General features: G+C 36.1%; 12 protein-coding genes. 6 read left to right on the forward strand and 6 right to left on the reverse strand.

Features of this window, described 5'->3' with window-relative positions; translation table 11 throughout:
- Positions 1-25 precede the first annotated feature (25 nt).
- Positions 26-901, reverse strand: coding sequence for a mechanosensitive ion channel family protein (locus ODE14_RS17325; RefSeq protein WP_263602308.1), 876 nt, complete (start codon positions 899-901; stop codon positions 26-28).
- Between the two features lie 94 nt (positions 902-995).
- On the opposite strand from ODE14_RS17325, the gene ODE14_RS17330 reads away from it, so the two are divergent.
- Positions 996-1,631, forward strand: a complete 636-nt coding sequence (locus ODE14_RS17330) for a peroxiredoxin (RefSeq protein WP_248394871.1) — start codon at positions 996-998, stop codon at positions 1,629-1,631.
- Positions 1,632-1,740: 109 nt separating this feature from the next.
- On the opposite strand, the gene ODE14_RS17335 is transcribed toward ODE14_RS17330, so the two are convergent.
- From ODE14_RS17335 to ODE14_RS17345, 3 genes are all read right to left on the reverse strand, one after another.
- The gene (locus ODE14_RS17335) at positions 1,741-2,334 is read right to left on the reverse strand and encodes a hypothetical protein (protein WP_248394870.1); all 594 of its coding nucleotides are present in this window, start codon (positions 2,332-2,334) and stop codon (positions 1,741-1,743) included.
- Between the two features lie 143 nt (positions 2,335-2,477).
- Entirely contained in the window at positions 2,478-2,993 is a 516-nt protein-coding gene (locus ODE14_RS17340; protein WP_248394869.1) for a hypothetical protein, read from the reverse strand.
- An 84-nt stretch (positions 2,994-3,077) separates the two neighbouring features.
- Complete coding sequence (locus ODE14_RS17345) at positions 3,078-5,351, reverse strand: TonB-dependent siderophore receptor (RefSeq protein WP_263602309.1); 2,274 nt, start codon at positions 5,349-5,351, stop codon at positions 3,078-3,080.
- A gap of 164 nt (positions 5,352-5,515) precedes the next feature.
- On the opposite strand from ODE14_RS17345, the gene ODE14_RS17350 reads away from it, so the two are divergent.
- Positions 5,516-6,571 (forward strand): Gfo/Idh/MocA family oxidoreductase, encoded by a 1,056-nt coding sequence (locus ODE14_RS17350; protein ID WP_263602310.1) that lies wholly within the window; start codon positions 5,516-5,518, stop codon positions 6,569-6,571.
- Positions 6,572-6,649: 78 nt separating this feature from the next.
- Here ODE14_RS17350 and ODE14_RS17355 read toward each other — a convergent pair whose 3' ends face one another.
- Positions 6,650-8,548: an ABC-F family ATP-binding cassette domain-containing protein gene (locus ODE14_RS17355; protein ID WP_263602311.1), complete on the reverse strand. Its 1,899-nt coding sequence runs from the start codon at positions 8,546-8,548 to the stop codon at positions 6,650-6,652.
- Between the two features lie 266 nt (positions 8,549-8,814).
- Here ODE14_RS17355 and ODE14_RS17360 point away from each other — a divergent pair, with 266 nt between their 5' ends.
- Both ODE14_RS17360 and ODE14_RS17365 read left to right on the forward strand, forming a co-directional pair.
- Complete coding sequence (locus tag ODE14_RS17360) at positions 8,815-9,330, forward strand: DUF1761 domain-containing protein (RefSeq protein WP_318173662.1); 516 nt, start codon at positions 8,815-8,817, stop codon at positions 9,328-9,330.
- Between the two features lie 44 nt (positions 9,331-9,374).
- On the forward strand, positions 9,375-10,505 hold the full coding sequence (locus ODE14_RS17365; RefSeq protein WP_263602312.1) for a peptidogalycan biosysnthesis protein: 1,131 nt from the start codon (positions 9,375-9,377) through the stop codon (positions 10,503-10,505).
- A 101-nt stretch (positions 10,506-10,606) separates the two neighbouring features.
- On the opposite strand, the gene ODE14_RS17370 is transcribed toward ODE14_RS17365, so the two are convergent.
- Positions 10,607-11,470 (reverse strand): glycoside hydrolase family 25 protein, encoded by an 864-nt coding sequence (locus tag ODE14_RS17370; protein WP_263602313.1) that lies wholly within the window; start codon positions 11,468-11,470, stop codon positions 10,607-10,609.
- Between the two features lie 66 nt (positions 11,471-11,536).
- Here ODE14_RS17370 and ODE14_RS17375 point away from each other — a divergent pair, with 66 nt between their 5' ends.
- Together ODE14_RS17375 and trmD are read left to right on the forward strand one after the other, a co-directional pair.
- Positions 11,537-12,799 carry an NAD(P)/FAD-dependent oxidoreductase gene (locus ODE14_RS17375; RefSeq protein WP_263602314.1) on the forward strand — a complete coding sequence of 421 codons (1,263 nt, stop codon included), beginning with the start codon at positions 11,537-11,539 and terminating at the stop codon, positions 12,797-12,799.
- Entirely contained in the window at positions 12,796-13,467 is a 672-nt protein-coding gene (gene trmD, locus ODE14_RS17380; RefSeq protein ID WP_263602315.1) for a tRNA (guanosine(37)-N1)-methyltransferase TrmD, read from the forward strand. Before ODE14_RS17375 ends, trmD begins: the two co-directional genes overlap by 4 nt.
- Positions 13,468-13,610: the final 143 nt, after the last annotated feature.

A 13,610-nucleotide genomic window follows, 5' to 3' on the forward strand; every position in this document is an offset into this window, starting at 1 on the left:
AGCAACCCAACAAGGGTTGCTTTTTTTAGTCTTTCTTCTCACTGGTAGTACTTTCGGTAATACTAATGCTCGTTGGAGTTACGAGCTGAATGCCTTCCGAATCCAGTCTTTTCTTTATTTCGAAATAAGCAATGCTTTTCAGCAGCATCATGTCTGCTCCTACAACCATTGGAAATTTTACCTGAAGATTAAAAATACCTTGCTTCAGGTCGGTAAGAATTGCTGTTGCGGTTTCCGGACGGTCTACATTTTCGAGGCTTTTTACCACTTCAAGAACAGATTGCTGTGCTATTGCAACATTCTGATCAGCCGGAATTTCAAAATTCAGGTATATTTTTCTTTGCGGAGAGGCGGTGAAATTATAAAATGGAGAATTAAAAATAACCTGATTTGGAATATAAACTTTCTTCCCGTCATCAGCAATAACTTTTGTTGTGAGAAAGCCAATTTCGGTAACCGTTCCTGAGTTATTTCCTATTGTGACATAATCGCCTACTTTAAAAGCTTTATCAATACCGATCAGCATCCCGGAGAATATACTGGAAACCAGATCTTTCAAGGCAACCCCGGCAATAACCCCGGCAACTCCGAGACTTCCGATAAACTTCCATAAAAAGCCGCTGAAACCCATGATTTCCAAGGCAATGAATGTTCCCATCAACACAATGAGAAACCGGAATACGCCTATAAGAGTTATTAAAGAGCTTTCTTTTTTACTTTTAGGAAAAAGCTTGTGAAATATTTTAACCGAAACTAAACTTAAATATTTACTGGTCAAAAGAAACAATGAAAATATAATAATCCCGACAATAAGTTTTGGAGTAATCTCTGCAAACTTCAGATACCAGTTTTCAAGTACATTGTATACAACATCTACATAGCTTAAGCCACTTTTCTGCATAATATCTTTTTAAAATAATTACAATTTTTTAAACAAAAATTTTGCCAGTTTCAAAAACTCTACTAAATTTGTAGACTAATAAGAGCAAAATATTATGTCAATTAAATTAGGAGATACAGCACCGGATTTTCAGGCGGAAACGTCATTGGGAAATCTTAGTTTTTATGAATATTTAGGAGATTCCTGGGGGATCTTGTTTTCTCATCCGGCGGATTATACACCGGTTTGCACAACCGAATTGGGATATACTTCAAAACTTAAATCGGAATTTGATAAACGGGGAACTAAGGTAATCGCTTTAAGCGTAGATGGAGTGGAAGATCATCAGAACTGGATTAAAGATATTAATGAAACCCAGCAAACTGATGTACAGTTCCCGATTATAGCCGACAAAGACCGTAAAATTTCCGAACTGTACGATTTTATCCACCCTAATGCTTCAGCTACCGCTACGGTACGATCACTTCTGATTATTGACCCTGAAAAAAAAGTAAGGCTCATTATTACTTATCCGGCGTCAACTGGAAGGAATTTTAATGAGATTCTGAGAGTGCTTGACTCTCTTCAGCTTGTAGATTCCCACAAAGTGGCAACCCCGGTGAACTGGCAGGATGGCGACGATGTCATTGTTCCGCCTAGCGTTTCAACAGAAGAGGCGAAAAAGATATTTCCGAAAGGCGTAAAAGAAATTAAGCCATATCTGAGATATACGCCTCAGCCAAATATATGATTTATTTGATTTTTTATAGTTTAGTTTTAATTTGTACGAAAATCGCCGCGGAAAATTCTTTCCGCGGCGATTTCAATTTTACGTGTATATAATGTGTGTGAAGTGATTCTTATTGTGCAACATCATTAGCTACCTGTCTGGCCTTTGATGTCGGGATATAGATACTGAAACCTACATTAAAGGTAATGTTGGAATTCAATCCTTCATTTCCAAAACCTGCTCTTCCTCTGTATTTTACTAATCCTTCCAGACCGATATTCGGAGTGATAAAGTAAGAATAACCTGGCCCTACTGCGAAATCTAATCCTGTAGTAGAATCTCCGTTTTCAACAGATCTTCCTCCGATCCCTACATTTCCTTCAAAAAACCAACGTCCGTGATTTAGAAGATTATCAACACCTTTTTCTCCTGGTGAAAGGAAATAGCGTCCTAAAGCACCAACTCCATAAGTGAATTCTGTTGGGCTTCCATTGGTAACCTTATTGAATCCAAGATCTACATAACCTCCTAATGCTACGTTATCTTCAATGAAATATGCTCCTTTTGGCTGAATAGCAATGTTATAACCTCCACCAGTGTTTAATCCGAAGTTACTTGATATTAAACTACTTCCAACCATCCAGTTTCCTTTTTGAATTTGTGCATTCATGGTTGTAGCCAGACCTGCTACCGCTAGTATCCCTGATAAAATTAGCTTTTTCATAATTTATTATTTTAATATTTATATTTATCATTTGTGCTTTCTGAAAAACAATAAATGTGCCAACTAATCAATGTTTGGTGAATTTGAAGGCTTTGATTAAAATTTTAAAAAAAATAAAAGTATGGTATGTAATTTTTACTAAATTATAATAGCAATAATAAAATTGATACCACAAGTCCTGCTGCCGTAAAAATCATTCCGCGTTTGAAAGCTTTTGTTTTTGGATTAAACATCCAGAAACTTGAAATCACAAAAAAGAATAACGAAATTCCAAAGAAAGTATTTAATGGAGACAGCGTATCTTTCGACTGAGCTTTGTGAAGTTTTGTCATTTTATCAAGAACAAATGGAAGTTCCTTTTTTGAGTATTTTGCCTGCCCCGTTGCCGCATCATAAGTACCCTGTTTAAATGTCAGAACAGTTCCTTCCTTTTTCTCAACTTCGAAATTTTTTATTTTCAGCTCTTTGCCGAGCGCTTTTTCATCAAGATTTTTTTCAATTACCTTATCGTACTTTTTTTCTTTTTTAAGAAGATCGGTATCTCTGTACACCAGCAAAACACCACTTACCGCATATACTGCCATGATACCGGCAAGGAAATAGCCCAGGTAACGGTGGGTAATTCTCATGAAACTTCTTGTGTCCTTAATCTTATCCATATTATAGTTTTGTTTTAAATTTCAAAGTGGAAACTGCAATTAAAGGCAATTCCCACTTTCTATGAAAAAATTAATATTAGTCTTTTAAAGCTTATAGGTTAATGTAAAGTAGTAATTTCTTGGTGTAATCGGATTGACCGAGTAATTTTCATGAACATTATAATTCACTACATCAAACAGGTTGCCGACTCTTCCCTGGATCATGAACTTCTTCCATTCGTAGCCTACGGATAATGAAACCGTTGTATAGTCTTTTAGATCAAACATTCTGCTTACATTATTCCTGCTTGTATTTGTAGATTTTGTATCATTCCATCCTGCGATTCTGTCACCAATATAATAAACGCCGGCTCCGACTTTCAATCCTTTTGCATACTTGGTGAATTTATAAAAGACAGAAGCATTCGCTGTTGTAGCAGGTGTTCTTACCAATCTCTGATTTTCAACATATCCTTTTTCCGGAGTATCAATATAAACAGAATTATTATAAGAGAATCCTCCGATTATTGATATATTTTCTGTAGGATTTCCGGTGATGTCCAATTCCACACCGCGGCTTCTCATTTTTCCGGCGAACTCTTTCAGGTTAGTGTCTGTAGCGTTTACAGGTGCTCCGTTTGATCCGGCAAACCAGTAGGTCTGGTAATAATTATTGTACATAATTTGATAAGCAGTCAGATTAACCCCTAAAGCATTATTCCAGAAATTCTTTTTTACCCCTACTTCGTACTGATCAACAGTGGTGGGTTTTATGCTTTGTCTTGATAAACTGTTCAGTTGGTTCTGAATTTGTGTAACAGACTGATTGGTATTAACGGTACCAAACTGATCTGAAGTATATCCTGAATTTGAAACAAATGAATTAGTATACGTCGCAAAAACGGAAAGATTTTCATTAGGTGCATAAACCAAACCTACTTTTGGAGAAAATGCATTGTCTGATGTTGATGAATTTGCCACTTCAAATTTTTCATCAGTTGTAAAGCGTGTTGTAATCGTTGGCATATTTTCAACATAAGACCATCTTAATCCAGCAATAACTTTAAATTGTTTGGTCAGGCTGATGAAATCCTGTGCATATAAACCAATTCTTCTTGTATTGATTCTGTTTTTTGTATTAAGAGCTGAGGCAGGCATGTCAATACTTCCCCATGTAGACGGATCGTCTAAAAATAAAATATTTACAGGAGCGGTTACATTATAAGTATAAGCGTCAGCCTGGCTGTAATCTGCATCTGAACCGATTAATACTTTATGGTTGATTTTTCCGGTATTGAATTCTCCGTTGATATTCACCTGTGCAGAAGTATAATTCTGCTCATTGTATGTTTTACCGAAAGGCCTTTTCCATGATAGTCTGTCAGGATCTACCGTTTTATCGTATATCCACTGTACTCTTTCTGATGAAAAATAATCTTTTGTATAATTCTGATAAGCTGCAGTAGCATTCAAAGACCATCTTTCATTGAATTGATGGTTGAAAGTGACGTTAGTTGATACCTGTTCCACATTTTGATATTGCCAGTCTGTTCCGAAAAAGACATTTCTGGAAACAGCGTCGTTTAATCTGTAGCTTTGGTCTTTATTGGTAATAGACCCGATTCCGAAGTCCGGGGTAAAATCATTTTTAAGGTAGTCGGCTTCAACTATTAATTGTGATCTGTCACTTAAATTGAATAAAAATGACGGATTGAAATAATATTTTTCGGACTGAACAACGTCTCTGAAACTTTCTGCATATTCATAAGTCCCGTTTACCCTGAAGGCTATATTTTTAGAAAGTGGTCCATAAATATCAACTAAAGGTTTGTAAGAGTTCCAGCTTCCTGCATTCATCCCCACACTTCCTCCGAAATTGAATTTGGGTTTTTTTGTAATCATGTTAATCACGCCGCCTGCAGCTGTATTTCCGTATAGCATAGCGTTGGCTCCTTTAAGAACTTCAACTCTTTCCAGGCCGCTCACTTCAGGAAAAACACCGCTGTTTATTCTGGAACCGTTTTTGAAAATATTATCATTTCCTAATATAAAACCACGTCCACCGAAACTATCCTGGGAATTTCCTCTTGATGATGTAATGTAAATACCATTAACGTTTTGAAGTACATCGCTGAGCTGTTTTGCCTGCTGTTGCTCAATAATTTCATGGGTTACAATGGCAATGGGTTGCGGGGTTTCCATTATCGTCAGATTAGATTTCGTGGATAATGGTCTTGCCTTGTTGGGATTTCCTGTTTTATGAAGATTGACATCCTCAATATTCTGGATCCTAACAGTATCAGCTTCAGTGTTTTTCATTTGTGCATTTAAGGATACGGCTGTGAATAATATCCCTAAAGTTACTAGCTGCTTTTTCATTATAGTTTATGCTATTTAGATTGAATTTAAATAATTGCAAAAGTATATTATTATTTAGAATTAATAAAAATTAAGAGGTGATTTTTATCATTTTTTTAAGAAATGTGTTTGATTATTTATTAAATAAATTGAATGTTTATGAATAACTTTGGTAAAAAATAATTATGCAATTGGTAAAAACGGGACTCTGCGCCTTCGGAATGAGCGGAAAAATATTTCATGCACCTTTTTTAAAAGAACATCCGGGATTTTTCTTGTCGGCTATTGTAGAAAGGAGCAAAGAAGAATCTAATGAAAAATACCCTGAAGCAACCATTTATCGTTCCGTAGAGGAAATGCTGCAGCATGCGGATATTGAATTGGTTGTGGTAAACACACCGGTTCAGACTCATTTTGAATATGTAAAAATGGCTTTGGAAGCCGGTAAAAATGTAATTGTTGAAAAGCCTTTTACGGTGAATGTTGCCGAAGCCGAGGAGCTGGTAAAACTTGCCGAAGAGAAAAGTCTGTTCCTGAGCGTTTATCAGAACAGAAGATTTGACCGGGATTATCTCCAGGTTCAGAAAATCATGAATGAAGAGAAATTAGGAGATATTAAAGAAGCGGAAATACGTTTCGACAGGTTTCGCACAGAGCCCAGCGGAAAAGCGCATAAAGAAAACCCTAAGGCTACAGGTTCCGGATCGCTGCATGACCTCGGGTCACATTTGATAGATCAGGCAACTCAGTATTTTGGTCTCCCTGAAAAATTGTTCGCTGATGTATTTTCAATGAAAGGAAAAGATTTTGCCAATGATTATTTTGAAATTGTTCTGTATTATCAGAATAATCTGAGAGTAAGACTGAAATCTTCGGTATTTACAAAAGAGGCGCATTATGCATATGCCATTCACGGAGAAAAAGGAAGCTTTCTTCAGGAAAGAACTGATAATCAGGAAAATGAGCTGGCAGCCGGAGCTATTCCTGAATACGGTAAAGAGTGGACAAAACCTCTCAAAGAAGCAGACGGAATTCTGAATTTTTTAAATGAAAATAAGGACACTGAAAGAATGCTTACTTCCAGCGAGCCGGGAAATTATATGAATTATTACCAGCAGATTTATGAGTTCATCGTTTTCGGATATGCATTGCCTTCTCCGGCAGAAGAAATCATTAAAAATATGAAAATTATCGATGCTGCACTGGAGAGCTCAGATGCTCAAAAAGTAGTTTACATGTAATTACAGATTGTAGTGTTTTAGAGTGATAGTGTTATCTGCAAAAACTTTTACTCTAAAACGCTCTCACTCTCAAACTTATTATCCTTCTCCCAGAATCTCCTGAAGTTCAAGCCACCTCATTTCATGGTTTTCCAGTTTTTCAGAGATATTCTCGAGATCTGCGGAAAGCTTTGATATTTTCTCATAATCAGATTCATTATTAAGCTGATCGAGAATTTTTTTCCGTTGATCTTCCAGTTCGGGCATTTCTTTTTCAATAGTCTCAAGTTCGCGCTGCTCTTTGAAGGAAAGCTTTTTCTTTTTGGTTGTATTTAAAGAATCTGTTGGTGTGTTTGCTTTGGAAGATTCCGGCTGTTTTTGTGCTGCCGTTTTTTCCGTAGATTCATCCTTGCTCATTGCCTCTCTGTATTCAGAAAAGTTCCCTACAAAATCTTTAATTTTTCCTTCTCCTTCAAATGCCAGAATATGGTCTACAATCCGGTCCATAAAATACCTGTCGTGAGAAACAATAATGAGTGAACCCTGAAACTGCTGCAGGAAGTTTTCCAGAACTGTTAAGGTTGGGAGGTCAAGATCGTTTGTAGGTTCATCAAAAATCAGGAAATTAGGGTTTTGATATAAAATATACATCAGGTGAAGTCTTCTTTTTTCACCGCCTGAAAGCTTTGATATCGGAGAATACTGCGTTTGATCATCAAATAAAAACAATCTTAAAAACTGCGATGCCGAAAGGCTTTTTCCATTAGCAAGAGGATAATATTCAGCAACTTCTTTGATGAAATTAATCACTCTTTCATCTTCTTTATAAACGAGTCCTTTCTGTGAAAAATATCCGAAATGAATCGTTTCTCCGGTCTCAATTTCGCCATGATCTGCTTTTTCAAATCCCTGGATAATATTTAAAAGAGTAGATTTTCCGGCTCCGTTCTTTCCTACAATGCCTACTTTTTCGCCTCTCTGAAACTGATAGCTGAAATCTTTTAACAAAACTTTACTTCCGAAGCTTTTGTCAATATGTTTAAGTTCGAGAATTTTATTACCAAGCCTTTTCATTTCAAAATCAAGTTCGAGACCTTGTTTTCTGGTATCTGTTTTGGCTACTTTTTCTGTTTCGTAAAAGGAGTCAATTCTGGATTTGGATTTTGTGGTCCTGGCTTTCGGCTGGCGGCGCATCCACTCCAGTTCCTTTCGGTAAAGATTATTGGCTTTGTCGATGGTTGCATTCAGGTTGTCTTCCCGGATCATTTTATTTTCCAGATAAGTAGCATAAGAACCGTTGTGGAAATACAGGTTTTTATCTTCCATTTCCCAGATGATATCGCAGACGCTATCCAGAAAATACCTGTCGTGGGTTACAAGGAGTAGGGTGATTTTAGCTTTATTAAGGTAGTTTTCCAGCCATTCTACCATTTCCACATCAAGGTGGTTGGTAGGTTCATCCATAATTAGTAAAGTATGGCGATGTTCTGCTCTTGTTTCCGTTAGAAGTTTTGCGAGAGCGACACGTTTGATCTGTCCTCCGGAAAGTGTTCCCATTTTTGCTTCAAGATCGGTGATTTTAAGCTGCGAAAGAATCTGCTTCATCTCGTTTTCCAGATCCCATGCTTTATGAGTTTCCATCCCGGCCAGTGCTTTTTCAATGAAATCATGATCAGTGGAATGAAGCGATTTATGATAATTTTTTAATGCTAAAATAGGCTCGGAATCCAGTGTCATCATGAATTCATCTATTGTAAGATCCGGATTAAAATCAATTTCCTGATCAAATAATACCACCTGAATATCTTTATTGATCATCACTGTTCCGCTGTCTGCAATCTCTTTTCCCATTAAAATTTTCAACAGGGTAGATTTTCCGCTTCCGTTTTTGGCAACAATGGCAATTTTATCGCCTTCATTGATGTGAAAGGAAATATTTTCAAACAAAACTTTGATACCGTAAGATTTTGTGAGGTTTTCTGCAGAAACGTAATTCATGATGGTTTAATAATGCTAAAAATTGAGCTGCAAAAGTACAAAAATTAAAGGCATAAAACTTTTGCTTGTTCCTGATATAATTTTTTACCAACGGTAAAGCCTTATGAAATTTAAATTAATAAATGAATTTATGTTTTTATGTTATTTTCCATTAAATAAGATTTTATTTATAATATATTTATATTATTGAAGTTTTTTTTATTCTAAATGTATTTTGAATTGATTTTTATTGTAAATTCATAATTCTAACTATAAAAATATAAACAATGGTGCAAATCAACTTTTGGGCAGTATTAGCAGCCTCAATTATTCCTCTTCTTACAGGTTTTATATGGTATCATCCTAAAGTCTTCGGAACTGTTTGGATGAAAGAAGCCGGTTTATCTCAGGAAAAAATGAAAGGACAAATGGTAGGTGTATTTGTCTTTACGATTATTTTATCATTATTTATAGCCTATTTTCTTCATTTTATAACCATTCATCAGTTTGGTGCTTTAGGAATGATTGGTGGTGATGAGATGAATGCCAACGAATCGTATCACGCATTTATGAAAGATTACGGGATGGCATACAGGTCTTTTGGTCACGGAGCGTTGCACTCTTTTATGACAGGTTTTCTCTTCGTTTTCCCTGTTATTGCCATTAATGCGATGTTTGAAAGGAAATCATGGAAATATACGATGATCAATACGGGATACTGGACGCTTACGATTACCATTATGGGCGGTATTATCTGCGGATGGTATGCTGTTGATGGCTTTCATTGGGTAACACAAAAATAATTACAAAAGATTAAATTATAAGGCTACTTTTGTGTAGCCTTTTTATGTCATATCATTTAAAAATATACCATTCAGATAAGGATTTTCCGGAATGTTGGTCTTCAACGATCGGAAATCATAATGTCATGCTTTCGCAGGAATATTTTTGTGCGCTTCATGCTTCTTTGCCTTCTAATATGGAGTGCTTTATGGTGGGTTTTTTTAATCAAAACGAACTGGTGGGAGGTGCTTTGTTTCAATACATCGATTTTATTGGATTTAGAAAGTCTTTAAAGAATGATTCCGGATGGAATATTAAAAGTCTGTTCACAGGCTTATTTATTAAAGATGTAATGATCCTCGGAAATAATATGCTGACCGGCCAGAACGGATTTTATTTTGATTTTTCAAAAATCCCGGTAAGAGATATTTTGATAGTTTTACATAAAGCGATTGATGTCATGCAGTCTGAGATCAGGAAAACGTCTTTAATTATTTTTAAAGATTATCAGAACTCTCTTGCAGAACGGTTTAAAGGAAAAGAGTATGATCCGTATTTTCGGTTTTCCGTACAGCCTAATATGAAACTGAAAATAAAGGAACACTGGGAAACATTTGATGATTATCTCAATGACTTTTCAAAAAAATACAGGTCACGAGTAAGAGCAGCAAAAAAGAAACTGCAGGGTATAGAAAAGCGTGAGCTGGATTTGGATTCAATAAATAAATACCGGCACGAAATGAACAAGATGTATCATAATGTAGTTGATAATGCTGCATTCAATACATTCTTCCTGGCTGAAAACCATTTCGGGAAAATGAAGGAAAATCTTGACGGAAAATTTAGAATCTTCGGCTATTTTTCAGAAAGCGAACTTGTTGGGTTTTATACTTTGCTGATCAATAATAATGATGTTGATACTTACTTTTTAGGCTATCACAAAGAACTTCAGAAAGAAAAGCAGGTCTACCTCAATATGCTTTTGGATATGGTGGAATTCGGAATTACTCATCAGTTTGAAAGAATTATTTTTGGCAGAACAGCTTTAGAAATAAAATCAACCATCGGAGCTGAACCCACTGAAATTTTTGGTCTGATTAAACATAATAATTTCATGATTAATCCTTTCATGAAAATTCTTTTTCCTGCTATTTCTCCAAAAACGGAATGGGTTCAAAGGAGACCGTTTAAATAATTTAAACAAAGCACTGCTATTTTAAGATACCCGTAATGTTTTTATAAGTGAAAAAATTTCAGGCTGTATAAGTGAGATTATCTTAGAAAATTTGAATAAAATTAATCCAGGGTAAGTCTTTTCAAAGACCACGAACTTCCGTTGTATATATCAAGATCTACTTTGGTGTTGATTCCGTGAACGATCCCGTTTTCTGTAAACTGCCAGAAATCCCATTCAGAATCAGGTGATGGGGCAGGAACGTCATTGTAATTGGCAAGCCACAACGGATAATCGTCAAATTCGCCTTTCAAAAAATCTTTGTAATAATGATAATAGGTGTAAATAATAGGCTTTTTTCCGTAGGCTTCCTCTACAATCCTGCACCATACTTTAAGATCTTCAATCAGTTTTTCATTGGTTTTACGCTTCGGAATCTTTTCTATATCAAGAATGGGAGGCAGGTCGCCGCTTTCCAGTTTTACATTTTCAAGAAAATTGTTGGCTTGTCTTACAGGATCTTCATCTGCTCTGTAAAAATGATATGCACCGCGGATTATATCCCGCTTTTTTGCCATTTCCCAGAAATCATCAAAATGTTTATCCGCATTGCGGTTTCCCATGGTGGCGCGCATCACGACAAATTCCAGTGGAATGGTTCTGTTCCCGATGCTCAGACTGTCCCAGTTAATATCTTCTTTATTTTGGTAGTGGGATATGTCAAAACCGTACGTTTTATCAAGGTTATCTGAAATGATTTTCTGTATTCTTACTGTTTCAGATTCTGTATTATGAAGCTTCCGGTGCACGAATTTATTAAAGTACATAGCATAATAATAGCTTACGGTCTTTTTTAAATAAAATCCTGTTCCTACAAGTGCAATCAGAAGAATTGCCAATAGTACTTTGCGTCGGAAAAAATAGTTCTTCCTACGGGTTGCATGAACCTTTTTGGCGGTTTTTTTGCTGTACTTTTTCTGTGGCATAAAGTTTTGCAAAACTAACTTTTTTCGCTGCGAAATGCTAAAATAAAATCAGTAAATTTGTGTACTATGGAAACACGCGAAAAGATCATCATTATAGGAGGAGGTTTTGCGGGGCTGCAACTTGCGAAAACATTAAATAACAAAAACAAAAAAGTACTTGTTGTAGACCGGGTAAACCATCATATGTTTCAGCCTCTTTTCTATCAGGTAGCGTGCGGAAGAATTGAGCCATCCAATATTTCTTTTCCGTTCAGGAAAATTTTTCAGCGTTCCAGGAATACACAGTTCCGGCTTACGGAGGTTAAAGCAATTGATACTGCCAACAATAAAGTAATCACAGAGGAAGCGGAATTCAGCTATGATAAACTCATAATTGCCACAGGTTGTAAAACCAATTTTTTCGGGAATAAAGATTTGGAAAGTAAAGCTTTCGGAATGAAAAATACACAGGAGGCCATCAGTATCAGAAATCATGTTTTGATGACATTTGAAAAACTGATCCTGGAAAAAAGCCGCAGTGATGATGGAAACTGGAATATTGTCATTGTAGGAAGTGGTCCCACCGGTGTGGAACTGGCAGGTGCTTTTGCCGAAATGAAAAAAGAAATTCTTCCTAGAGACTATCCGTATATGAACTTTGCCCATCTTGAGATTATTCTCGTAAGTTCTACGGAAAAACCACTTGCAGTGATGAGTGCTGAAGCACAGAATAAGTCTGAAGAATATTTAAAAGATCTCGGCGTAACATTTCTAAGTCAGGAATATGTTACCGATTATGATGGTGATAAAGTGTATATGAAAAGTGGAAAAACAATCCCTTCCAATAATGTGATCTGGGCAGCCGGCGTTACAGGGAATGTTGTTGATGGCTTTCCTCAGGAAAAGCTCATCAGAAACCGATATATTACAGACCGATACAATAAAATAAAAGGCTACGACAACATATTTGCCATCGGAGATATTGCGTATATGGAAACTCCGAAATATCCTCAGGGGCATCCTCAGGTGGCAAATGTGGCAATTACCCAGGCGAAAAATTTAGGTAAAAATCTTCTCAGAAAAAATACTGCCGACTGGAAAGAATACGAATATGAAGATAAGGGTTCTCTGGCTACCATCGGGAAACACAGAGCAGTTGTAGATTTGCCCTTTGTCAAATTTCAGGGATTTCTGGCGTGGTTTTTCTGGATGTTCTTACATTTAATGTTAATTTTGAGCGTCAGAAATAAGCTTGCTGTATTCTTCAACTGGATGTGGAGTTATTTTAACAAAGATTCTTCCTTACGATTAATAATTTCGCCGAATAAGAAAAACGAAACTTTACAATGAGAATTGATATCATAAGTGTGCTTCCGGAGCTGATGGAAAGCCCTTTTAAAACATCTATTTTAAAAAGAGCCATGGATAAAGGACTGGTGGAAGTGCATTTTCATCACCTGAGAGACTGGGCGATTAATAAACACCGACAGATTGATGATGAGCCTTACGGGGGTGGAGCGGGAATGGTAATGATGGTAGAACCGCTGGATAAATGTATTTCCGCATTAAAAGAACAGAGGGAATATGATGAAGTTATTTATCTTACACCGGATGGGATCACCTTAAACCAGAAAATAGCCAATACACTTTCTATTAAACAGAATCTTATCTTCTTATGTGGTCATTATAAAGGGATTGATCAGCGTGTAAGAGATCTTCATATTACAAAAGAAATTTCCATCGGAGATTATGTACTCACCGGTGGCGAGCTGGCAGCCTGTGTTCTTGCAGATTCTGTAATCCGTCTGCTTCCCGGCGTTTTAAATGATGAGCAAAGTGCTTTAACAGACAGTTTTCAGGATGATCTGCTTTCTCCTCCTATTTATACAAGACCTGAAGTTTATAAAGGTTTGGAAGTACCAAAAATTCTCCTGAGCGGCAATTTTGCAAAAATCGAAGAATGGCGTCATGATGAAGCGGTAAGAATTACTCAGGAAAAACGCCCCGATTTACTTTAAAAAAGATAAATTATAGAATTTATTACTGTTTAACGATTTTATATTAACAATAAAATGCAATATCGGAATATTTTTTGTTGTTATTTTTGTTGTAGTTTAAAAAAATAATCATATTTTAATTTTTAGTTTATTTTATTCTAATT

Source organism: Chryseobacterium sp. PET-29 (genome assembly GCF_025736815.1).
Classification (GTDB): Bacteria; Bacteroidota; Bacteroidia; order Flavobacteriales; family Weeksellaceae; genus Chryseobacterium; species Chryseobacterium nepalense.

What these genes read in the sequence shown, in the direction of transcription:
- ODE14_RS17355 (WP_263602311.1), bottom strand. Translation starts at nt 8,548, where the DNA reads ATGAATTACGTTTCTGCAGAAAACCTCACAAAATCTTACGGTATCAAA.
- ODE14_RS17345 (WP_263602309.1), bottom strand. Translation starts at nt 5,351, where the DNA reads ATGAAAAAGCAGCTAGTAACTTTAGGGATATTATTCACAGCCGTATCC.
- ODE14_RS17350 (WP_263602310.1), top strand. Translation starts at nt 5,516, where the DNA reads ATGCAATTGGTAAAAACGGGACTCTGCGCCTTCGGAATGAGCGGAAAA.
- ODE14_RS17330 (WP_248394871.1), top strand. Translation starts at nt 996, where the DNA reads ATGTCAATTAAATTAGGAGATACAGCACCGGATTTTCAGGCGGAAACG.
- ODE14_RS17340 (WP_248394869.1), bottom strand. Translation starts at nt 2,993, where the DNA reads ATGGATAAGATTAAGGACACAAGAAGTTTCATGAGAATTACCCACCGT.
- trmD (WP_263602315.1), top strand. Translation starts at nt 12,796, where the DNA reads ATGAGAATTGATATCATAAGTGTGCTTCCGGAGCTGATGGAAAGCCCT.
- ODE14_RS17360 (WP_318173662.1), top strand. Translation starts at nt 8,815, where the DNA reads ATGGTGCAAATCAACTTTTGGGCAGTATTAGCAGCCTCAATTATTCCT.
- ODE14_RS17375 (WP_263602314.1), top strand. Translation starts at nt 11,537, where the DNA reads ATGGAAACACGCGAAAAGATCATCATTATAGGAGGAGGTTTTGCGGGG.
- ODE14_RS17335 (WP_248394870.1), bottom strand. Translation starts at nt 2,334, where the DNA reads ATGAAAAAGCTAATTTTATCAGGGATACTAGCGGTAGCAGGTCTGGCT.
- ODE14_RS17325 (WP_263602308.1), bottom strand. Translation starts at nt 901, where the DNA reads ATGCAGAAAAGTGGCTTAAGCTATGTAGATGTTGTATACAATGTACTT.
- ODE14_RS17370 (WP_263602313.1), bottom strand. Translation starts at nt 11,470, where the DNA reads ATGCCACAGAAAAAGTACAGCAAAAAAACCGCCAAAAAGGTTCATGCA.
- ODE14_RS17365 (WP_263602312.1), top strand. Translation starts at nt 9,375, where the DNA reads ATGTCATATCATTTAAAAATATACCATTCAGATAAGGATTTTCCGGAA.